Below are 21,057 nucleotides of genomic sequence, written 5' to 3'. Positions count from 1 at the left end.
ATTTTGAAAGGAAGGATGAGATAAAGTGAATCCAGCAACATTTATGCAGCAGTTTGGTCCTATCATAATTATTTTTGCAATCTTTTATTTCATGATAATTAGGCCACAGCAAAAACGTGAAAAAGATCGCAGAAATATGCTTTCGAATTTAAAAGAAGGTGATGAAGTAATAACAGTAGGCGGCATATATGGTAAAGTTCTTAACATAAAAGATGATGTCGTGACCCTTGATGTAGGCGATAAAATTAAGATTAAGGTTTCCAGGTCTGCTATTGGAAATGTAATCAGGAAAAAGAACGGCAACAGTGCCGAGGAAGAGCGATAAAACTATACCTCCTTTAAAATTCTAAAGTTGTATGATATAATGTTTTAAAATTGACGGTAAATGGAAGGAGGGCTTTTAAAGTGAAACATATTACGCCTTTGTATAAGGGCTGTTTAAACAGCAAAGATAGCCTTGCCCATAGAGGCTGCGGCAAGTGCAAATCATCTTGCCAATCTGCATGCAAGACTTCATGCACGGTAGCCAATCAAGTATGTTCTAAAGAAAAGTAGGGGCCCGGAAGGCCCTATTTTTGTGTTTAAAAATTTAGCTTTTTTAACCAAGACGCTCCCATTTCAATGAATGAATGAGTAAGTGGTGAGTAGTTCACTTGACAAGGTGTTAAATTGAAATATAATAAAAAATGTACTTAGAGGAATGGAAGAAGGGACTTAGTATGAACTCACAGACAAAAAGCCTTATCAAAATAATTGCTATAGTTATTGCAGCAGCTATTTTGGGCTATGCAACCTTGGTTGGTTTTCAAATAGGGGACTACAAAGTGCTTCCTATTAAAGACTCAATTAAATTAGGCCTTGATTTACGCGGAGGAGTGTCAGTACTTCTTGAAGCAAAGCCGAAGCCCGGCGAAAAGATAACAGATGAAAAGATGGCAGGGGCAGAAAAAGTCATCAGAAGCAGGGTGGATCAATTAGGGGTAGCCGAGCCCTTAATAGTAAGACAGGGAAGCAATAGAATTTTAGTTGAGCTTCCGGGAGTAGAGGATTCTAAAAAGGCACTAGAGATTATCGGCAAAACAGCATCGTTGCAGTTTGTAGGACCTGACAGCAAAGTTATTTTAACAGGCGATGATGTGCAGGATGCAAAAGCGGTATACGGTCAGCAAAATGAGCCGATGGTAAGCCTGAAATTCGATGCAGAAGGTGCAAAAAAATTTGCTGAAGCTACAAAAGAATATTTAGGTAAACCTATTGCAATAGTTCTTGATAACGAAGTAATATCAGCTCCGGTAGTGCAAGATGTTATTGCAAACGGCGAAGCAGTTATTACAAACCTTGAAAGTATTGAAAAAGCAGCGGAACTTGCAGCACTTATTCGCGCAGGCGCTTTACCTGTTGATCTTGAACAGCGGCAAGTTATGACGGTAGGTCCAACACTAGGTTCTGATTCATTAAACAAGAGCTTAAGAGCCGGTGTAATCGGTGTTATAATTGTTTTACTCTTTATGCTCATATACTACAGACTGCCAGGACTAGTAGCAGATTTTGCATTACTGATTTACATAATGCTGGTATTAAATATTTTTTCAGCTATTGGAGCGACGCTCACACTTCCGGGTATTGCAGGATTCATACTATCAATTGGCATGGCGGTTGATGCCAATGTGCTTATATTCGAACGAATGAAAGAAGAGCTTCGCAATGGCAAAACCTTGAGAGCGTCACTTACCGCAGGTTTTACCAGAGCTTTTTCAACTATAATAGATTCAAACGTAACTACGGCTATAGCTGCAGTTGTTCTATTGTACTTTGGCGCCGGATCAATAAAGGGTTTTGCAGTAACTTTACTAATTGGTATCGCAGTAAGCATGTTTACAGCGGTAACAGTAACAAGAATAGTTCTTGCAAATTTAATCAATGTTCATTCGTTCAAGAATATCAAGCTATTGTTCGGCGTAGAAGGGGTGAAAAAATGAAGGCATATAAGATAATAGAAAAAAAGTATCTATGGTTTGGCCTTTCCCTTGCAGTAATTATTATTGGGATTGCATTCTTGATATTCCAAGGTTTTAATTGGGGTATCGATTTTACAGGCGGAAATATGCTGCAGTTTGATATTCATCAGTCTTTTGAATTGGCAGACGCCAGGAGTATCCTAGAACAACTTGACATACGCGAATTTGAAGTTAAAAAAGGCGGAGATACTCAACAAGAATTAATCATAAAAACTACCACAATATCAGAAGATATGCAGAATAAAATTTCGGAGTCGTTAAAGCAAAAATGGCCAAATACTGAATTGATTCAAGCAGAAACCATTGATGCAGTAATCGGCAAGGAAATGAGGCAGCAAGCGATTATTGCCTTGATTTTGGCTAATATTGGAATGCTTATTTATATAACCTTCAGATTTGAATTCAAGTCAGCTGTAGCAGCAGTTTTAGCCTTGGTTCATGATGTACTGATTATCATAAGTTTTTATGCGATTTTTCATATCCCGGTTGATAGCACTTTTATAGCTGTGGTTCTGACAATCGTCGGTTATTCAATAAATGATACCATTGTGGTTTTTGATAGAATCAGAGAAAACCTTAAGACGATGAGGAAAGCTTCCTTTACAGACATTGCAAATTTGAGTATCATGCAGACCCTCGCAAGGTCAATAAATACATCTTTTACGACATTGATTACGATTACTGCCCTATTTTTACTGGGAGGAGAAACAATAAAAGACTTTTCGCTAGCGCTTATTGTTGGAATTGCAAGCGGAACATATTCTTCGATTTTTATAGCAACTCCGCTTTGGGAGATTTTTAGAGATAGGACCAAAACAGTAAAAGCATAAATAAGTGAGGTGAAAGGAAAATGCTGAAAGAGATGATTTACGCAAGCATAGGCCTTGCAACGATTACAAGGGAAAAAGCGGAAGAAGTAATTTCTGAACTGGTGAAAAAGGGTGAGATGACTCAAGAAGAGGGAAAAGACGTACTAGGCACGTTGATGAAAAAAGCCAAGGAAGAAAACGAAAAACTGAAGCAAAAAATCAAGGAGCAAGTGGATAGTGCTGTGGCATCTTTAGACATTGTAACAAGAACAGAATTCGACGAAGCTATAAAAAGAATTTCTGAACTGGAAAAAGAATTAGCACAAATTAAGGAAGAAATGGAATCACAAAAAAAGAATAAGTGATTTTGTCTTTATTAAAGGCTCCGGCTTAAAAATCAGTAAAGCCGGAGCCTTCTCTTTCTGAGTTTTCAATTTCACATATTCAAGTCTATTGATTTTTATTTTTTAATAAGATATACTATTAACATCTACTCCTAAAAACAGCTAATATTGAGGTGATCTAGTGCCAAAACGAGGATTGCCGAAGAAAATAAGGCAAAAACTTTTACTTGAAACAATTGCCGAAGATCCTTTTTTAAATGATGAAGAATTAGCAGAAAGATTTAATGTGAGCGTTCAAACAATACGCTTGGACCGAATGGAATTGAAGCTGCCCGAGCTTCGAGAAAGAATTAGAGCTGTAGCACAGGATAGTTATGCCAAAGTTAAATCTATCGATGTAAGCGAAATAGTTGGAGAATTAGTAGATTTGGAACTAGATAAAAGAGGTATTTCGATTCTAGAAACCAATAACAATATGACATTTGGAAAAACAAAGGTTATACGAGGAGATATTATTTTTGCTCAGGCAAATTCACTGGCAATAGCAACTATCGATGCTAAAGTGGCACTTACCGGGGTTGCAAACATCAAATATAAATTGCCTGTATACGCAGGCCAAAAACTTGTTGCTAAAGCAGAAGTTACAAGGGTTCGCGGAAACAAAAAGTTTGTTTTTGTAAGAACATATGTAAAGCAAAAAGAGGTTTTTAGAGGCAAATTCATCTTAGCATCATTAGAAGATAGTATAGAAGCAGAAGAATAAGAGAAGGGGGCGCCTAGGGCAATTGAAGATTATAGTTGATGCAATGGGGGGCGATAAGGCGCCTGAAGAAGTAGTAAAGGGCGCTTTAAATGCTTCAAATAACCCTGAAATAGAAATTATTTTAGTAGGCGATGAAAAGAAAATTAGACCGTATTTAAAAGATTCCGACAAAAATATAGAAATCGTGAATGCGCAAGAAGTAATTACATATGATGAGCAACCGGTTAATGCTATTCGTAAAAAAAAGGATTCATCTATTGTGAAGGGCTTAAAAATGTTAAAAGACAAAAAGGCCCAAGCAATGGTTTCAGCAGGCAGTACCGGCGCATTAATGGCCGGCGGCTTACTTATTCTTGGAAGATTAGAAGGAATTGACAGACCTGCAATCGCGACACTTTGTCCAACGGCTAAAGGTCCGATTTTAATGCTGGATATTGGAGCAAACAGCGAAGTAAAACCAAAAAATCTTGTACAATTTGCAGTAATGGGAAGCATTTATTCTAAGGAAATACTAAATAAGTATAATCCTACTGTCGGCCTTTTAAATATCGGAACTGAGGAAGAAAAAGGCAATTCTGTAGTAAAGACGGCATATTCGGAACTAAAACAAATAAGCAGCGTAAATTTTAAAGGAAACATTGAGGCGCGAAATATATTTGACGGCGATTTTGATGTAGTAGTATGTGATGGATTTACAGGAAACATTTTTCTAAAAACCGTTGAAGGATTCGGGATGTATATTTTTCATCAGTTAAAAAATGAAATCAAAAAAAGCCCCAGATATTTAGCCGGAGCCGCCCTTTTAAAGCCTGCAATAGAAAAAATTCGCTCAAGTATGGATTATTCAGAATATGGCGGCGCCATGTTTTTAGGCATTGACGGAGTTTTAGTAAAATGCCACGGCTCATCTGACAGCAAAGCCATTGAAAATGGCATAAATGTGGCTTATAATTCGGTAATTTCAAGTATTAACGAAAAGCTCAGGGAAGGACTAAAGTCAGTTACGGAAAAAGGAGAATAGTCAAATGAGAGTTGGAATTATAGGAACAGGTTCCTATTTACCGGATAGTATTTTATCGAATTTTGATTTAGAAAAAATAGTAAATACATCAAATGAATGGATCGTTGAAAGAACCGGAATTTCTTACAGAAGAAAAGCTGATGATGATGTCTGCTCATCGGACTTGGGAGCTGAAGCTGCAAAAATCGCAATAGACAGGGCAGGGCTGAGCTTTGAAGATATCGATCTTATTATTTCAGCCTCATCAAGCCCGGACAAATTTTTCCCGTCAACAGCATGTATTATACAAAGCAAAATTGGGGCTAAAAATGCTGCGGCTTTTGATTTGCAGGCAGGCTGTAGCGGCTTTATTTATGGAGTAACTACTGCTGCCCAATGTATAGCTACAGGACAGTTTCGCAATGCTCTTGTTGTAGGAGCTGAAGTGCTTTCGAAATTTACTGATTGGGAAGACCGCAATACCTGCGTTCTTTTTGGAGATGGAGCAGGAGCTGCGGTATTAAGCCAAGTTGAATCCGGAGGTGTCCTTGCAAGCATTTTAGGTGCTGACGGAGGTGGGGCCGATTTATTAGAGCTACCCGCCGGCGGCACTAAAGAACCCGCCAGTTTTGAAACGGTTAAAAATCACAGACATTACATAAAGATGAATGGAAACGAGGTATTTAAATTTGCTGTTAAGATTTTGGAAGACAGCGTAAAAAAAGTTGTTGCAAAAGCTGACTTAACCTTAGAAGACATAAATTATATTATTCCTCATCAAGCCAACATACGAATAATAGATGCTGCTGTAAAACGCTTAAAATTCCCTCGGGAGCAGGTAATAGTAAATCTTGATAAATATGGCAATATGTCATCTGCGTCTATTCCTGTAGCACTAGACGAAGCGCTAAATGCAGGAAGAATCCAAAAAGGCGACAAAATAGTTATGGTAGGGTTTGGAGCTGGACTGACGTGGGGCGCAAATCTAATAGAGTGGAGCCTTTAAATTGAAAAAAGGTCTGATGCTTAGGAGGCAGTAAAATGTTTAATACAAGAATTTGTGAACTGTTAAATATCAAGTACCCAATAATTCAGGGCGGCATGGCTTGGGTTGCAACGGCAGAACTTGCAGCGGCTGTGTCTAACGCCGGCGGGCTGGGTATAATCGGCGCAGGAAGCGCTCCGGCCGAAGTAGTAAAGGGCGAAATAAAAAAAGCAAAGGCTCTGACTGATAAACCTTTTGGTGTAAATGTATACTTTATGTCGCCGTTCGTAGATGAAATAATGAATCTGGTAATCGAAGAAAATGTTCAAGTAATAACTACCGGTGCTGGAAATCCGGGGAAATACATACCAAGACTAAAAGAAGCAGGCATAAAAGTTATGCCAGTTGTTTCATCGGTTGCGCTGGCCAGAAGACTGGAAAAAACAGGGGTTGACGCACTGGTGGTGGAAGGGATGGAGTGCGGCGGACATATAGGAGATTTAACAACTATGGTAAGCGTACCTCAAGTGGTAGATGCGGTAAGCATACCGGTTATAGCTGCCGGTGGAATAGCTGATGCTAGAGGTTTTGTGGCGGCATTGGCACTTGGCGCTGAAGGTGTTCAGATGGGTACACGTTTTGTGTGTTCAACAGAATGTACTGCACATCCAAAGTTTAAAGAAGCTATTGTAAAAGCTAAAGATAGGAGCACTACAGTAACGGGAAAGACTACGGGGCACCCGGTAAGAGTGTTGAAAAATAAGCTTACAAATAGATTCGAAGAAATGGAAAGTAATCTTGCGCCTGTGGAAGAACTAGAGGAGCTGGGAAGTGGCAAATTAAGGCTTGCAGTAATTGAGGGAGATGTAGAAAACGGTTCTGTTATGGCAGGGCAAATAGCAGGCCTAATTTCTGATATAAAGCCTGTAGCCGAAATTATACAAGAAATAATCACTAATGCTGAAGAATTGATAAAAAAGCTCCAAGACTATGTTGTATAAGGAGGTTAGCAATGAACAAACTGGCATTTATCTTTCCCGGACAAGGCGCCCAATATGTTGGCATGGGAAAAGATCTTTATGATAATTTTAAAGAGGCACGCCATATTTTCGATGAAGCCGATAAAGCTTTAAACGAAAAAATATCAAAGATATGTTTCGAAGGTCCCGAGGAAAAATTGCAGGAGACTGTAAATACTCAGCCTGCTATTTTAACACACAGCACGGCATGCTTTTCCATCCTTAAAGCAAATGGTATAATTCCGGATATAGTTGCGGGTTTAAGCATAGGTGAATATTCTGCACTCGTTGCAGCAGAATCAATAAAATTTGAGCAGGCAGTTCCCTTAGTGCAGAAACGCGGTAGATTCATGCAAGAAGCTGTGCCTCTTGGTGAAGGAGGTATGGCTGCTATCCTAGGCCTTACAAAAGAAGAGGTATTAGAAATTTGCAGCATAGCATCTAAAGAAGGTGTTGTTGAAGCAGCAAATTTCAATTGCCCGGGCCAAATAGTAATCGCAGGCGAGGCTAAAGCAGTAAGCGCAGCTATAGAGCTTGCAAAAGAGAAGGGCGCAAAAAAGGCTATACCGCTTGCTGTAAGCGCCCCGTTTCACTGCAGCTTAATGAAGCCTGCGGCCGAAAAGCTTTCTGTAGAACTTGAAAAAGTAGACATAACAAATCCAAAAATTCCGGTAGTTGCAAATGTAAATGCCGAAATTGTACCAAGTAGTAACGCAATTAAAGAATTCTTGATAAGGCAAGTATATTCTCCTGTTTTTTGGGAAGACTGCGTTAGAAAAATGATGGATTTTGGTGCCGACGTTTTTGTAGAGGTTGGACCGGGTAAAGCATTGAGCGGTTTTGTTAAAAAAATTAGCAAAGATGTTACTGTTTTAAATGCCGGAGATAGTGAATCACTGCAAAAAACGATTAACTATTTTGGAGGCTGAATAAATGAATCTTAGCAGCAAAGTCTGTTTGGTAACGGGCGGGTCAAAAGGAATTGGCAGAAGTATATGTATCGAGTTTGCAAAAAATGGTGCTGACATAGCATTAAATTATTCTTCTGATGAAAAGGCAGCGGTCCAAACGGCTGAGGAGATAAGAAAATTGGGTGCAAAAGTTGAAACCTTTAAAACGGATGTATCTGATTTTCAGCAAGTAGAGAAGATGGTAAAAGATATATATGACAAATTCGGCAGAATAGATATCTTGGTGAATAATGCAGGAATTACAAAAGATGCTTTGCTTCTTAGAATGACCGAAAAAGAATGGGACAAAGTTATAGATGTAAATCTAAAGGGCGTGTTTAATACGTCAAAAGCATGTGTAAGATATATGCTAAAACAAAAACAAGGCGGCAGGATAATAAATATTTCATCTATTGTAGGTATTTACGGTAATGCCGGGCAAACAAATTATGCAGCAGCTAAAGCCGGAATAATAGGCTTTACTAAATCTCTTGCAAAGGAACTTGGAAGTCGCGATATTACGGTAAATGCAATTGCACCTGGATTTATAAGAACAGATATGACTCTTTCCTTGCTCCAAAAAGATAGCGATATCAGCAAGAATATTCCGCTAAAAAGGCTTGGCAATCCTGAAGATGTAGCCAAGACAGCAGCTTTTCTAGCATCGGAAGATGCAAGTTATATTACGGGACAGGTTATTGCTGTTGACGGCGGTTTAACTTTATAATAGAATAAGTAATCGGCATATATATGTGTTTGTGAAGGGGGGTGAAACTTATATGGAAGGCGAAGTATTCGATAGAATAAAGCAGATTATTGCAGATCAACTAGGGGTTGACGAGGATGAAATTGTTCCCGAGGCATCGTTCATTGACGACCTGGGTGCAGACTCCCTCGATATCGTTGAACTAATAATGGCTTTTGAAGAGGAATTTGATATAGAAATACCTGATGAAGATGCGGAAAAGATAAAAACAGTGCAAGATGTCATAGATTATATAAAGAATTATTCCGCATAAAGATTGAAATGTCCCGTAGCTTCATTTACGGGACTTTATTTTTCTATATATACACTATATATACAATAAATAATAAGCGCCATCATAGGAGGATTGCGATGAACAAACGTATAGTGGTAACGGGAATGGGAGTAGTTTCGCCTGTAGGGATAGGAATAAATAAGTTTTGGAATTCCCTTATAGGCGGCAAATCAGGCATAGATAAGATTACGGCATTTAATGCTGAAGACTTGCCGTCAAAGATAGCCGGCGAAGTTCGAGATTTTAATCCTGAAGATTATATCGATAGAAAAGAGCTAAAAAGGCTTGATAGATTTACTCAATTTGCAGTTGCAGCAACCAAAATGGCATTTGAGGATGCGCAACTTGACCTTTCAAAGATTGATCCAACGAGAGTTGGCGTTATATTAGGTTCAGGCATAGGAGGAGCTAACACCTGGGAAGAACAGCATACTATTCTTCTGGAAAAAGGACCTAGGCGCGTAAGTCCTTTCTTTATCCCTATGATGATAATCAATATGGCATCAGGGCAAACTGCAATGGCTTTTAATTTAAAAGGACCTAATTTTACTGTCGTAACTGCATGTGCTTCAGGAACAAATGCTATCGGGGAAGCCTTTCGAGTACTTCAGCGGGGAGATGCGGATATAATTGTGTCAGGAGGCACTGAAGCCTCAATAACAATGCTTTCTTTAGCAGGTTTTTCATCTATGAAGGCACTTTCAACAAGAAACGATGAACCGACAAAGGCCAGCCGACCTTTTGACAGAGACAGGGACGGTTTTGTAATCGGCGAAGGCGCAGGAATAGTTATACTTGAAACCCTTGAAAGCGCCCTTAGCAGAAATGCAAGAATTTACGGTGAAATTGTGGGGTATGGCTCAACTGCAGATGCCTATCACTTAACGCAGCCTGCTCCGGAAGGAGAAGGAGCATCAAGGGCGATGATGGCATCGATTTTAGATGCGGGCCTTAAACCCGAAGATGTGGATTATATAAATGCCCATGGAACTTCTACACCTTTAAATGATAAATTTGAGACTATGGCAATAAAAAATACCTTTGGTAAACATGCGTATGAGCTTGCCGTAAGTTCAACAAAATCAATGACCGGGCATTTATTAGGTGCTGCTGGTGCCATAGAATTTATTGCTGCCACCTTAGCTGTCTATAATGATGAAATACCGCCGACGATTAACTATGAAAACCCCGACCCTGAGTGCGACCTAAATTATGTGCCTAACAAGTCTATAAAAAGACAGGTAAACGTTGCTTTATCTAACTCCATGGGTTTTGGGGGACAGAACGCAAGTGTTGTAGTAAAAAAATATAAAGAGGTATAATTTTAAATGTCAATGGATGAAAAAAGGCTTCAGCAATTGACGATTTTAGAAGAGAAAATCAGTATAAAATTTAGTGATATAAGTATTCTAAATCAAGCGTTTGTCCACCCGTCTCTTGCCAACGAAAAAGAGAAATTCCATCAGGAAAATAATCAAAGACTCGAATTCCTTGGCGATGCAGTGCTAGAACTTGCTATAAGCGAGTATCTTTATCGAAACTATGATTTTTTGACCGAGGGACAAATGACAAAAGTCCGAGCTTTCACAGTTTGCGAATCAAGCCTTGCAAATATCGCAAGGCAACTTGCGCTAAATGAGTACTTGATTTTGAGCAAGGGTGAAGAGAATACGGGCGGCCGGGAAAAAGCTTCTATTTTAGCAGATACATTTGAAGCTTTAATTGGTGCGATTTACATCGATAAGGGATATAAAATTGCGTATGATTTTATAATTAAAAACTTAGAAGAAATCATAAAAAAGGCTGTAAATGGCAAGTGCGGCTTCGACTACAAAACCGACCTTCAAGAACTTTTGCAAAAGTTTGGCGATGAAAAGATAATCTATAATGTAATAAGCGAATCCGGGCCGGATCATGATAAGCTTTTTCAGGTAGAAGTAGTGTGGAAAGATAAGATTTTAGGCAAAGGCGGAGGCAAAAGTAAAAAACAAGCCGAACAAATGGCCGCAAAGGCAGCCCTTGATAAGATAAATTTTAGTGAGATTTAAGAGAAATACTGCAAAAAAGAAGGAAATCTGAAATAATCATCGAATATATAATTAGTAGCCTTATTAAAATTAATATCAAATAAATCTCACATTGGAAAATTAAGGGGGACATCTGAAATGGAAGTACTAAAAGTGTCAGCACAATCAAATCCTAAGTCTGTGGCAGGAGCACTAGCAACTGTAGTAAGGGAAAAAGGCGTGGCCGAACTTCAAGCGGTGGGAGCCGGAGCAGTAAATCAAGCAGTGAAGGCCATAGCTATTGCACGAGGCTTTGTAGCGCCGAACGGAATAGATCTTATAGCAATTCCGGCTTTTGCGGAAATCGAGATCGACGGCGAGGAAAGAACAGCCATAAAGTTTATTGTAGAGCCCCGTTAGAAAATCTTATCATATCTGGTACCTGTCTTTGTAGGCAGGTATTTTTATGTTTAAAATTTTTATTGTTTCTTTTCTAAAATCATTTATGGTAAAATTGTAAAGGTAAGCAGGGAGGGATGTCTTCTGTATTTAAAAAGAATAGAACTTCAAGGCTTTAAATCTTTTGCGAATCGAATTTCATTAGAATTTCAGCCGGGAATAAATGCTATAGTTGGACCAAATGGCAGTGGAAAGAGTAATATTGTTGATGCCGTAAGATGGGCTTTAGGAGAACAAAGCATAAAAACTCTGCGCGGCTACAAATTAGAAGATGTAATATTTGCCGGAAGCAGCAAAAGAAAGCCTCTTGGTATGGCAGAAGTTGCTATAACCCTGGATAACTCTGACAATCTTATCCCGCTGGATTATTCCGAAATATGTTTTATGCGGCGCACTTTTCGTTCCGGTGAGAGCGAATTTTATCTTAATAAAACCTCTTGCAGATTAAAAGATATTCAAGAAATACTTATGGACTCAGGAATTGGAAAAGACGGTTATTCAATTATAAGCCAAGGACAAATTGACGATATCCTTACTTGCAGACCGGAAGAAAGACGAGCTATGTTGGAAGAAACCGCCGGAATCGCAAAATATAAGTTGCGAAAAAAAGAAGCCGAGGCAAGACTTGCGGAAACGGTCAATAATGTATCAAGAATCGATGATATAATAAGTGAAATATCAAGTCAATTAAAACCCTTGGCCGTCCAAAAAGATGCTGCTTTAAAATATAAAGAGCTATCTTTACTACTTACAAATACAGAAATTAGTTTATTGGTATTACAACTGGAAGACAGGGAAAAACGGCTTGCGCATATAAGAGAAAAGTTGGATTCAAAAGAAAAAGCGATTTTGCAACTTTCAAGCATAATTGAATCCTTAAAAACAAACTTAGACGATTACAAAAACAGGCAAAACTCAATTGAATCCGATTATGAAAAGGCTCAGAAAAATTTTTATGAGGTATCCGGTAAAATAAAAGACTTACAAAAAGATTTTGAAATGTTAAGCGCTGATAAAAATAGAATATTAAATGAAAACAATAAGTTACTTTCTGATATTAGAAACCAAGAAACACTTATTACTGCTTTTAAAGAAACATTTAAAGAGAAGTCCTGCGAACTTGCAAAAAAAGCCGATGACATAAATGACACATTAGAGAAATTAAATACAAGCGAAAATAGGCTTACAGAGATAAATTCTAAAATAACAGAAGTTCAGTATTCAATAAGCAATTTTCAAGGTAGTATAATGCAGTTATTGAATGATATATCCGAAAAAAGAAGCACGATATCAAATCTTACCGGCACAAAATCTAATTTTGAAAATAGGCTAAGACAGATCAGGGATGAACGCAAGGAAATAGAAAATACAAACAAGAAGATTCTCGATAAAATAACTGATATTGAAAGCAGAAGGACTCAACTTGAACAGACAAAAACTAACCTTAAAAAAGAAATAGAGCATTTGGAAAACATTTTAAAAAATCTTACAGAAGATAGAAATATAAACGTCAATGCCAAGACTAAAAAACAGCAGGAATTAGCGACATTGACCACCCAAGAAAAAACACTGGCAGAAATATATGATAACTATGAAGACTATCAATATGGTGTAAAAAATTTGCTGCTGGCATTAAAAAGCAAACGTTATAACGACAGTAGAATACACGGTACAATAGCAGATGCAATTTCGGTAGATGAACAATACGAAGTTGCAATTGAAACAGCTTTAGGGTATGCTATGCAAGATATTATTTGTGAAAATGAAGAAAGTGCAAAAGATGCAATAGAATACCTGAAAAAACATGGATTAGGGCGCGCTACTTTTTTGCCACTTTCTGTACTAAAGCCCAGGTTCCTGGAGCCTTACGAGTCAAAAATCGTTTTAGAAGATGATAAAGTATTGCCGGCGATTGAATTAATAAAGTTTGACGATAAGTATTATCCCGCATTAGCTTTTCTATTAGGAAGGGTCTTGGTGGCAAAAACCTTCGAAGATGCCTTGATTGCAGCCAAGCGCTGCCATTTTAGCTTAAAAATTGTTACAATTCAAGGCGAAATCTTAAGTCCGGGAGGCTCTATTACCGGCGGCAGTCAAAATAAATCAAAATTTTTACTTACACGAAAAAGAAAGCTGGCCGAAGACAGGCAAAAAATCAGTAAACTAAATCTTGAATTAGAAAAATTAGATTCAATAATTATAACTTTAAATAATAAAATCTTAGACACTCAAAAACAAATAACAGAAAAGAACGAACATCTTAATTCCATAGAGTCTGAAATAGCAACTTTAAACGATGAACTTAGAGAAAAGCAATTGATTTTTCAAGAACGAATAAAGAGAAGGGAACAGTTGGAAGCTGAAATATTCTCGATAAACAAAAAGATTCAAGAAATTACGGATGAGATCTTGCTTCTTGAAAATGAAATAAAAAATGTTGACAGCCAAAATCTGTCTGGCCAAGATGCCGTAAAACAATTGCAAAATGAGCTTGCAGAATTGAACAAATTAAGAGATGATTTATCGGCGCAGGTAACCGAACTAAAAGTAAAAGTGGCTTCCTATAATCAGGAAAAAACAAATATTGAAGAAAATTTAGATGCAATCAATGACAGAATAAATAATTGTTATACGGAAATTGATAAATACAGGAAAAAAATCGGGGAAAATGATAAGCTTTTATTAAACATCGATAAGGAAATTGATACATGTAAAAAGGAACTCAAGTCTTTTGATGCGCAATGCAGTGACCTTCAAAAACTTTTAGAATCTTTAGCCCGGCAAAAGGACGAAATAAAGCACCAAATTAATAATGCGCAAAATAAGTTAAATCAAGCAGAAAGAGAGTATGCGCAAGGAGAGAAATTTTTACAAAATAACAAAATAGAAGAAGCAAAAATTCTCACTGAGCTTTTACAAATTAAGAATGAACTGTTTGAACGATACAATGTTTCAGATCCCAAAGTCGGTGAATATGATTATGAGAGTGCGGATAAATTAAAAGAAAGACTGTCTTCATTAAAACGAGAAATCGAATTATTAGGACCTGTGAACCTTAAGGCAATAGAAGACTACGAAAATATAAAGGCAAGATACGATTTTCTAAAATCTCAACGGGACGATTTGGTAAAAGCTAAACTCGATTTAGATAGCCTAATTAATGAGATAAATTCCAATATGGAAGCTATGCTCTTAGAGACTATAGAAAAGGTCAATAGAGAATTTAACAAGGTATTTTCGGAGCTTTTTGATGGCGGAAGCGCAGAACTGATTATTGAAGGGGATGCAAACGTTTTAGAATGTGGCATAGAGCTAAATGTTCAACCTCCGGGAAAGCGGCTTCAAAATATTTCTCTATTATCAGGAGGCGAAAAAGCTCTTTCTGCTATTGCCTTGCTTTTCGCCCTTTTGAACATAAAATCTACACCTTTCTGCATTTTAGATGAGATAGAGGCAGCTCTTGACGATGCAAATATTGCAAGGTTTACGCGCTATCTAAAAAAATCTTCTGCCAATACTCAATTTATCGTAATAACTCATAGAAAGCCCACGATGGAAATAGCAGATGCCTTATATGGCATAACAATGGAAGACGATGCCACATCTAAATTGTTGGCAGTAAAAGTCGGATGATTTATAGATATGTAAATAAATTTATGAGGTGACAAGATGGCTTTTTTTGATAAAATAAAGCAAGGTTTAAGTAAAACACGAGAAAATTTAAGTGGAAAACTCGATAGCATATTAAAACTTAATAAGAAAATTGATGATGAAACGCTTGAAGAGTTAGAAGAGTTACTGATTTCAGCTGATATAGGCGTTGACACGACTCAAATGCTTATCGAGAAGCTTAAAGAGAATTCGAAAAATATCTCAACTCCTTTAGAACTAAAAGAAGCTTTAAAGAAAGAAATGATAAATCTTTTTCCCCAGAAAAATACTTCCTTAATTTATCCTACGGTTATGCTGATTGTAGGGGTAAATGGTGTTGGAAAAACCACATCTATAGGGAAACTGGCTTACAAATTCAAAAATGAGGGCAAAAAAGTACTACTAGTTGCGGCAGATACATTTAGAGCGGCAGCTATCGAGCAGCTGGAGATATGGGGCCAGAGAGTGGGAGTGGATGTAATAAAACATAAAGAAGGTTCTGATCCGGCTTCCGTTCTTTTTGATGCTCTTCAAGCCGGAAAAGCCAGAAAATCAGATATAATAATATGCGACACCGCTGGTAGACTTCACACTAAGAAGAATTTAATGGAAGAACTAAAAAAGCTTCACAGAGTTTGCCAAAAGGAATACCCGGAAGCAAATCTTGTAAATCTTATGGTGCTAGATGCTACAACAGGCCAAAACGCATTAGTACAAGCGAGAATATTTAAAGACGCCGTAGATTTTTCCGGAATAATATTGACTAAATTGGACGGCACGGCAAAAGGAGGAATTGCAGTAGCTATTGCCTCAGAGCTTGGAATACCCGTATGGTATGTGGGAGTAGGTGAAGGAATAGACGATTTATATGAGTTCGATCCCAGGGATTTTACAGAAGCTATACTCAATTAAGTATAGCTTCTTAAACTTGCATAAATAAGCCACCGGCATAGCCGGTGGCTCTAAAATTAAAATCAAGGGAAAATCAAAGGGCTATTTATTTTTCTCATTCTCTATTTCTTCTATTTCTTTAATTTGGTCAGAAGTCAGATTTTCCTTTTTCTGTATCTTTTCTAGTTCGGCGTTCTTGCTTTCTATTTTACTTTCTATCTCTGATATTTCGCCTATAATTTTTTTCATCTCATCAGACAATTTTATATTTTCTAATGGATTGCTCTTATAATCATTAAGTAAAGCCTCTCCCAGCTTTGCGATTTTTTCTTTTTTTGCATTGTTTAGAGAGCTCAGCTCTGATCTTATGCTTATGATTTCAGAAATTTTACTGGTCTCTTTGCCGAATTTCTTGGCGAAATTCGAAATTGTTGTTCCCACTGATTTAGCTGCAGATGTTATTGTATCGCTTATGCTGCTTTCTTCTGTTTCCTTTTTTACCTTGTCTGTTGCCTCTTTAGCCTTATCCGTGGCTTTTTCTTCCAGTTCTCCAAGTTTAGACTCTGCATACTTTATTATGTCGTTTAGCTCGCTTTTTACATCATCACTAGCTTCGTTTAGTTTAGATTTAGCAAAGTCAATTATTTCCTCAATCCTCTTCTTTTCATCCTCTAGCGTTTCTTTCACATCCTTACTGCCCTCGCCTATCTTACTTTTTGCAAATTCAATAACTTCTTCTATAGGTGACTTAGATTCTTTATTCATGAGTTTTCCTCCTTTTTTCATTATATTTTAATTATTTATATATCATAGATGTACTATAAACTTTTCAATTCTTTTTGTCAATGTTGAAAAGGCCTTCGCCATCTTTCATAGATGAATAGAAAGGTAATGCCCTTTATGAAACTAAAATGATAGTGTAAAATATTTAGTATTGACTTTTTTAATTTCAAGTGATAGAATACAAATTCGTTAGACGTCTAAGTAATTGGAGAGTGAAATTCAAATGAATTGTTTAGATCCTGAATCAAACTATGCTCTCTTCTTGGAGATTGCAAGACTGCATTATCTGAAGACGCATAGATCGTTTCAAAAAAGAGGAGTTTATCCCGGACAGCCGCCTCTTTTGTTTGCACTTTATAAAAACGATGGTCAAAGTCAAGCAGAATTGGCGCGTAGCTTAAAAATGAAAGCTCCTACTGTTACCATTATGCTAAAGCGAATGGAAAAGGCAGGATTGGTAAAAAGGGTCCAGGATGAAGCTGACCAGCGGATTGTGCGGGTATATATTACCGAATACGGCCGAAAACTTTGCAAAAGCATTTATGCAGAAATACAATCTATAGAAGAAAAAATGTTCAGCGGCCTATCTGAGGAAGAAAAGAGTATTCTTAACAGACTTTTTAAAAAAATAAGAGATAACCTTAAAGAACCTATTGAGGCTAATGCGAGGTGATAGTTTTATGAAAAAAATCTTAAGCAATTTAAAACCATATTGGATATTTATTTTAGCATCATTGATCTTTATATTCTGCCAGGCCATGTCGCAGCTGATACTGCCGTCGATGCTTGCAGATATCGTAAATACTGGCATAGTAAATGGTAATACCGGTTACATTCTTTCTGTAGGAGGGAAAATGCTACTAGTGGCTCTTGGCGCTGTATGTGCTGCAATAGCGGCAAGCTACTGTTCTTCAAGGGCGGCGATGGGTTTTGGCAAATCACTTAGAGAAAGTATTTTCAAGAAAGTGGAGAGTTTTTCTCTTAATGAATTTAATAAAATAGGAACCGCTTCTCTTATAACAAGAACTACAAACGATGTAACTCAGCTGCAAATGGTTGCAATGATATTTTTTAGAATGGTAGTTATGTCTCCCATAATGGCTATAGGCGCTATAATAATGGCTGTATCTACTGCGCCAAGTCTCTCTTTTGTTTTTTGGATAGTTGTGCCTATAATAGCAGGAGTAATAGTTGTCTTATCTAAGTTTTCATTACCGCTTTTTAGAGCCATGCAAGCAAAAATTGATACTGTAAACAGAGTGATGAGAGAAAATCTCACAGGCGTTAGAGTTATTCGAGCCTTTAACAGAGTAGAACACGAGAAAAAACGCTTTAATGCCGCAAATATTGATCTTACGAATGTAGCAATAAGAGTAAATAGGTTAATGGCTATAATGATGCCTCTTGTTATCTTGATATTCAATGTTACAACTGTTGCCATTGTGTGGTATGCAAGCCTCAAGATAAATGCAGCAATGATGGAAGTAGGGGATCTTCTTGCATTTATCCAGTACGCCATGGAAATAATGTTTTCTACAATGATGCTTTCCATGATGTTCATAATGATACCTCGTGCAGCCGCATCTGTAGAAAGAATCAAAGAAGTATTAAATATGGAGCCTGAAATAGTAGATCCTGAAAATCCTGTTATTCCAAAAGAAATAAAAGGGATATTAGAGTTTGATGATGTCACATTCAAATATCCCGATGCTGAAGAGCCGGCATTATCTAATATATCATTTAAAGCACTGCCGGGCCACACTACTGCAATAATCGGTGCTACAGGTTCAGGCAAGTCTACTATCTCCAACCTTATAATGAGGTTTTATGATGTAACCTCCGGCAAAATAACTATAGATGGAATTGACATAAGGAACATTCCGCAGAAAGTTCTTCGTTCATGGATAGGTTATGTTCCCCAAAAGTCTGTTTTATTTACAGGCACTATTGCCGAAAATATAAGGTATGGCAAAAAAGATGCTACAGATGAGGAAGTTCGGCATGCGGCAGAAATTGCTCAAGCAGCAGAATTTATAAATGAAATGAAAGACGGCTTTGATACAATACTTGCAGAGGGCGGTCTTAACGTTTCCGGCGGTCAAAAACAGAGAATTTGTATTGCAAGGGCTATTGTAAAAAAACCTAAAATATACTTGTTTGATGATAGTTTTTCTGCATTGGATTTTAAAACAGATGCTAAGCTTAGAATGGCATTAAACAAAGAGACTAAAAATTCTACTGTAATAATTGTAGCTCAACGTGTCGCAACAGTTATGAATGCAGATCAAATAATTGTATTAGATGAAGGGCGAATAGCAGGTATAGGAAAACACAAAGAACTCTATGAAAACTGTGAAACATATAGAAATATTGTGCTTTCCCAGCTTTCGGAGGAGGAGATAGCATGAGCAGCGAAAACGAAAGAATAGATAGGCATAGACTTGGCGGCGGAAGACGTAAAGGAGGTCACGGCGGTGGACCGCCTATGGCAAGAGCTATGGAAAAGCCCAAGGATTTTAAAGGCAGCTTGATGAGGCTTTTAAATTATATAAAGCCGTATATCCCAATAATTTTAGTTGTATTCTGTATGGCTGCTCTTAGCACTGTGTTTAATATTTTAGGACCTAAAATTATGGGAATGGCAACAACAAAGCTTTTCGAGGGTTCTATGGCCATACTGCGCCATGAGCCCGGGGCCCACATAGATTTTGCTTATATAACCCATATATTGTTTATATTACTCGGCCTGTATATAACGAGTTCTGCATTTAACTATATTCAGCATTATATGATGGCCGGAGTAGCCCAAGGCGTAGTAAGAACGATGAGGGCAGATATAATGGATAAATTGACCAAATTACCCCTTAAATTCTTTGATGCAAACCCATATGGAGAAGTTTTGAGTCGAGTCACAAATGATGTCGATAATATAAGCTCCACGCTGCAGCAAAGTATCACTCAACTGATTACCGCAGTTGTCACTCTTATCGGCGTAATCGTAATGATGCTGACCATAAGTCCTATACTGACTTTGGTTACTGTAATAACATTACCGCTGAGTTTATTAGCAATAAGATCTATTGCATCTCGCTCACAAAAATATTTTGCTATGCAGCAAAGAGTATTAGGCAATTTAAACGGTCATGTGGAAGAAATGTATGGCGGCCATAATGTAGTAAAAGCTTTCGGTCATGAAGAAGACGCTATTGAAGAATTTAAATCCATAAATGAAGAACTTTATGGAGCATCCTGGCGGGCACAGTTTGTTTCAGGTATAATAATGCCTATTATGAACTTTATCAGTAACCTGGGTTATGTCTTTGTATGCGTTACCGGAGGTATAATGGTAGCCGGCGGACGTATCACAATAGGCAATGTGCAGGCATTCATTCAGTATTCACGGCAGTTTACGCAGCCTATAACTCAAACCGCAAATATAGCTAATATCATTCAGTCTACAATTGCTTCAGCGGAAAGGGTATTCGAGATACTAGATCAAGAAGAAGAGATACCAGACAAAGAAGATGCGACAGTTATTGAAAATGCTGAGGGGTATGTGGATTTAGATCACGTGTATTTTAGCTATAAGAAAGATGAGCCTTTAATCGAAGATTTAACAATAGATGTAGACCCGGGACAAATGGTTGCTATAGTCGGACCTACAGGTGCGGGAAAAACAACCCTTGTAAATCTTCTTATGAGATTTTACGAAATAGATTCGGGCAAGATAATGGTAGATCATGTAGATATCAGAGATCTTAAGAGAAGCAACCTTAGGAAAATTTTTGGCATGGTTCTTCAGGACACCTGGCTTTTTAGCGGCACAGTTAAAGATAACATAGCTTATGGAAAAGAAGGAGCTACAGATGAAGAAATAATAAGAGCTGCCAAAGCGGCTCATGCTCACCACTTTATAAAAGCGCTTCCTGAAGGGTATAATACAGTGCTCAATGAGGATGCTTCGAATATTTCCCAGGGTGAAAAACAGCTTATTACTATTGCGCGAGCTATTCTTGCAGATCCTGATATATTAATACTCGATGAGGCAACCAGCAATGTAGATACTCTAACAGAAATGTCTATTCAAAAAGCCATGAAGGAACTTATGGCAAACAGGACAAGCTTTGTTATCGCTCATCGTCTATCCACCATAAGAAATGCAGATAATATTTTAGTTATGAACCACGGCCGGATAATAGAACAAGGCACCCACGAAGAGCTGATGGCAAAGGGCGGTTTTTATGCCGATCTGTATAAGAGTCAATTCCTTGGAGCCTTTGTAGAAGATGAACAAGCAAATGTTATGTAAAATTCAGCGGGAAGTTATTCCTGCTGAATT

Annotated in this window: 21 protein-coding genes; 20 read left to right on the top strand and 1 reads right to left on the bottom strand. The window is 37.6% G+C overall.

Going from position 1 to position 21,057, the window contains the following annotated elements; translation table 11 throughout:
- Positions 1 to 25: 25 nt before the first annotated feature.
- From yajC to ftsY, 17 genes are all read left to right on the top strand, one after another.
- Positions 26 to 325, top strand: a complete 300-nt coding sequence (gene yajC / locus TSYNT_RS11710) for a preprotein translocase subunit YajC (RefSeq protein ID WP_083497756.1) — start codon at positions 26 to 28, stop codon at positions 323 to 325.
- 80 nt (positions 326 to 405) lie between these two features.
- A complete protein-coding gene (gene scfA, locus TSYNT_RS11705; protein ID WP_083497755.1) occupies positions 406 to 555 on the top strand; it encodes a six-cysteine ranthipeptide SCIFF in 150 nt (49 codons plus the stop codon).
- A 164-nt stretch (positions 556 to 719) separates the two neighbouring features.
- A complete protein-coding gene (secD, locus tag TSYNT_RS11700; protein ID WP_059034258.1) occupies positions 720 to 1,979 on the top strand; it encodes a protein translocase subunit SecD in 1,260 nt (419 codons plus the stop codon).
- On the top strand, positions 1,976 to 2,848 hold the full coding sequence (secF, locus tag TSYNT_RS11695; protein ID WP_059034256.1) for a protein translocase subunit SecF: 873 nt from the start codon (positions 1,976 to 1,978) through the stop codon (positions 2,846 to 2,848). Before secD ends, secF begins: the two co-directional genes overlap by 4 nt.
- A gap of 20 nt (positions 2,849 to 2,868) precedes the next feature.
- The gene (locus TSYNT_RS11690; protein WP_059034254.1) at positions 2,869 to 3,192 is read left to right on the top strand and encodes a phasin family protein; all 324 of its coding nucleotides are present in this window, start codon (positions 2,869 to 2,871) and stop codon (positions 3,190 to 3,192) included.
- Between the two features lie 160 nt (positions 3,193 to 3,352).
- Complete coding sequence (gene fapR / locus TSYNT_RS11685; RefSeq protein WP_059034252.1) at positions 3,353 to 3,934, top strand: transcription factor FapR; 582 nt, start codon at positions 3,353 to 3,355, stop codon at positions 3,932 to 3,934.
- 22 nt (positions 3,935 to 3,956) lie between these two features.
- On the top strand, positions 3,957 to 4,955 hold the full coding sequence (gene plsX / locus TSYNT_RS11680) for a phosphate acyltransferase PlsX (protein WP_059034250.1): 999 nt from the start codon (positions 3,957 to 3,959) through the stop codon (positions 4,953 to 4,955).
- Between the two features lie 4 nt (positions 4,956 to 4,959).
- Positions 4,960 to 5,940 carry a beta-ketoacyl-ACP synthase III gene (locus tag TSYNT_RS11675; RefSeq protein WP_059034248.1) on the top strand — a complete coding sequence of 327 codons (981 nt, stop codon included), beginning with the start codon at positions 4,960 to 4,962 and terminating at the stop codon, positions 5,938 to 5,940.
- 35 nt (positions 5,941 to 5,975) lie between these two features.
- On the top strand, positions 5,976 to 6,920 hold the full coding sequence (gene fabK / locus TSYNT_RS11670) for an enoyl-[acyl-carrier-protein] reductase FabK (RefSeq protein WP_059034245.1): 945 nt from the start codon (positions 5,976 to 5,978) through the stop codon (positions 6,918 to 6,920).
- Between the two features lie 11 nt (positions 6,921 to 6,931).
- Positions 6,932 to 7,867, top strand: coding sequence for an ACP S-malonyltransferase (gene fabD / locus TSYNT_RS11665; RefSeq protein WP_059034244.1), 936 nt, complete (start codon positions 6,932 to 6,934; stop codon positions 7,865 to 7,867).
- Between the two features lie 4 nt (positions 7,868 to 7,871).
- The gene (fabG, locus tag TSYNT_RS11660; protein ID WP_059034242.1) at positions 7,872 to 8,615 is read left to right on the top strand and encodes a 3-oxoacyl-[acyl-carrier-protein] reductase; all 744 of its coding nucleotides are present in this window, start codon (positions 7,872 to 7,874) and stop codon (positions 8,613 to 8,615) included.
- A 52-nt stretch (positions 8,616 to 8,667) separates the two neighbouring features.
- On the top strand, positions 8,668 to 8,907 hold the full coding sequence (gene acpP / locus TSYNT_RS11655) for an acyl carrier protein (RefSeq protein WP_059034240.1): 240 nt from the start codon (positions 8,668 to 8,670) through the stop codon (positions 8,905 to 8,907).
- 98 nt (positions 8,908 to 9,005) lie between these two features.
- Positions 9,006 to 10,250 carry a beta-ketoacyl-ACP synthase II gene (gene fabF, locus TSYNT_RS11650; RefSeq protein WP_059034238.1) on the top strand — a complete coding sequence of 415 codons (1,245 nt, stop codon included), beginning with the start codon at positions 9,006 to 9,008 and terminating at the stop codon, positions 10,248 to 10,250.
- Positions 10,251 to 10,256: 6 nt separating this feature from the next.
- The gene (gene rnc, locus TSYNT_RS11645; protein ID WP_059034236.1) at positions 10,257 to 10,976 is read left to right on the top strand and encodes a ribonuclease III; all 720 of its coding nucleotides are present in this window, start codon (positions 10,257 to 10,259) and stop codon (positions 10,974 to 10,976) included.
- A gap of 117 nt (positions 10,977 to 11,093) precedes the next feature.
- Positions 11,094 to 11,354: a stage V sporulation protein S gene (locus tag TSYNT_RS11640; protein ID WP_059034234.1), complete on the top strand. Its 261-nt coding sequence runs from the start codon at positions 11,094 to 11,096 to the stop codon at positions 11,352 to 11,354.
- Positions 11,355 to 11,432: 78 nt separating this feature from the next.
- Complete coding sequence (gene smc / locus TSYNT_RS11635) at positions 11,433 to 15,026, top strand: chromosome segregation protein SMC (protein ID WP_083497754.1); 3,594 nt, start codon at positions 11,433 to 11,435, stop codon at positions 15,024 to 15,026.
- Positions 15,027 to 15,062: 36 nt separating this feature from the next.
- Positions 15,063 to 15,956 carry a signal recognition particle-docking protein FtsY gene (gene ftsY, locus TSYNT_RS11630; RefSeq protein ID WP_059034229.1) on the top strand — a complete coding sequence of 298 codons (894 nt, stop codon included), beginning with the start codon at positions 15,063 to 15,065 and terminating at the stop codon, positions 15,954 to 15,956.
- Positions 15,957 to 16,037: 81 nt separating this feature from the next.
- On the opposite strand, the gene TSYNT_RS11625 is transcribed toward ftsY, so the two are convergent.
- Positions 16,038 to 16,700: a V-type ATP synthase subunit I domain-containing protein gene (locus TSYNT_RS11625; protein WP_059034227.1), complete on the bottom strand. Its 663-nt coding sequence runs from the start codon at positions 16,698 to 16,700 to the stop codon at positions 16,038 to 16,040.
- 241 nt (positions 16,701 to 16,941) lie between these two features.
- On the opposite strand from TSYNT_RS11625, the gene TSYNT_RS11620 reads away from it, so the two are divergent.
- The 3 genes from TSYNT_RS11620 to TSYNT_RS11610 are packed head-to-tail and all read left to right on the top strand — an operon-like array spanning position 16,942 to position 21,027.
- A complete protein-coding gene (locus TSYNT_RS11620; protein WP_059034225.1) occupies positions 16,942 to 17,391 on the top strand; it encodes a MarR family winged helix-turn-helix transcriptional regulator in 450 nt (149 codons plus the stop codon).
- A gap of 7 nt (positions 17,392 to 17,398) precedes the next feature.
- A complete protein-coding gene (locus TSYNT_RS11615) occupies positions 17,399 to 19,126 on the top strand; it encodes an ABC transporter ATP-binding protein (RefSeq protein WP_059034223.1) in 1,728 nt (575 codons plus the stop codon).
- Positions 19,123 to 21,027, top strand: a complete 1,905-nt coding sequence (locus tag TSYNT_RS11610; RefSeq protein ID WP_059034221.1) for an ABC transporter ATP-binding protein — start codon at positions 19,123 to 19,125, stop codon at positions 21,025 to 21,027. The genes TSYNT_RS11615 and TSYNT_RS11610 overlap by 4 nt, the downstream gene beginning before the upstream one ends.
- Positions 21,028 to 21,057: the final 30 nt, after the last annotated feature.

Origin of the sequence: Tepidanaerobacter syntrophicus (assembly GCF_001485475.2) — a bacterium.
GTDB classification, from domain to species: domain Bacteria; phylum Bacillota; class Thermosediminibacteria; order Thermosediminibacterales; family Tepidanaerobacteraceae; genus Tepidanaerobacter; species Tepidanaerobacter syntrophicus.
This window is presented reverse-complemented; position numbering and strand designations above follow the sequence as displayed.

Excerpts from the sequence above, each read along its gene's own strand:
- secD (WP_059034258.1), top strand. The coding sequence starts at position 720 with ATGAACTCACAGACAAAAAGCCTTATCAAAATAATTGCTATAGTTATT.
- secF (WP_059034256.1), top strand. The coding sequence starts at position 1,976 with ATGAAGGCATATAAGATAATAGAAAAAAAGTATCTATGGTTTGGCCTT.
- TSYNT_RS11690 (WP_059034254.1), top strand. The coding sequence starts at position 2,869 with ATGCTGAAAGAGATGATTTACGCAAGCATAGGCCTTGCAACGATTACA.
- TSYNT_RS11675 (WP_059034248.1), top strand. The coding sequence starts at position 4,960 with ATGAGAGTTGGAATTATAGGAACAGGTTCCTATTTACCGGATAGTATT.
- fabK (WP_059034245.1), top strand. The coding sequence starts at position 5,976 with ATGTTTAATACAAGAATTTGTGAACTGTTAAATATCAAGTACCCAATA.
- fabD (WP_059034244.1), top strand. The coding sequence starts at position 6,932 with ATGAACAAACTGGCATTTATCTTTCCCGGACAAGGCGCCCAATATGTT.
- fabG (WP_059034242.1), top strand. The coding sequence starts at position 7,872 with ATGAATCTTAGCAGCAAAGTCTGTTTGGTAACGGGCGGGTCAAAAGGA.
- acpP (WP_059034240.1), top strand. The coding sequence starts at position 8,668 with ATGGAAGGCGAAGTATTCGATAGAATAAAGCAGATTATTGCAGATCAA.
- fabF (WP_059034238.1), top strand. The coding sequence starts at position 9,006 with ATGAACAAACGTATAGTGGTAACGGGAATGGGAGTAGTTTCGCCTGTA.
- rnc (WP_059034236.1), top strand. The coding sequence starts at position 10,257 with ATGTCAATGGATGAAAAAAGGCTTCAGCAATTGACGATTTTAGAAGAG.
- TSYNT_RS11640 (WP_059034234.1), top strand. The coding sequence starts at position 11,094 with ATGGAAGTACTAAAAGTGTCAGCACAATCAAATCCTAAGTCTGTGGCA.
- ftsY (WP_059034229.1), top strand. The coding sequence starts at position 15,063 with ATGGCTTTTTTTGATAAAATAAAGCAAGGTTTAAGTAAAACACGAGAA.
- TSYNT_RS11625 (WP_059034227.1), bottom strand. The coding sequence starts at position 16,700 with ATGAATAAAGAATCTAAGTCACCTATAGAAGAAGTTATTGAATTTGCA.
- TSYNT_RS11620 (WP_059034225.1), top strand. The coding sequence starts at position 16,942 with ATGAATTGTTTAGATCCTGAATCAAACTATGCTCTCTTCTTGGAGATT.
- TSYNT_RS11615 (WP_059034223.1), top strand. The coding sequence starts at position 17,399 with ATGAAAAAAATCTTAAGCAATTTAAAACCATATTGGATATTTATTTTA.
- TSYNT_RS11610 (WP_059034221.1), top strand. The coding sequence starts at position 19,123 with ATGAGCAGCGAAAACGAAAGAATAGATAGGCATAGACTTGGCGGCGGA.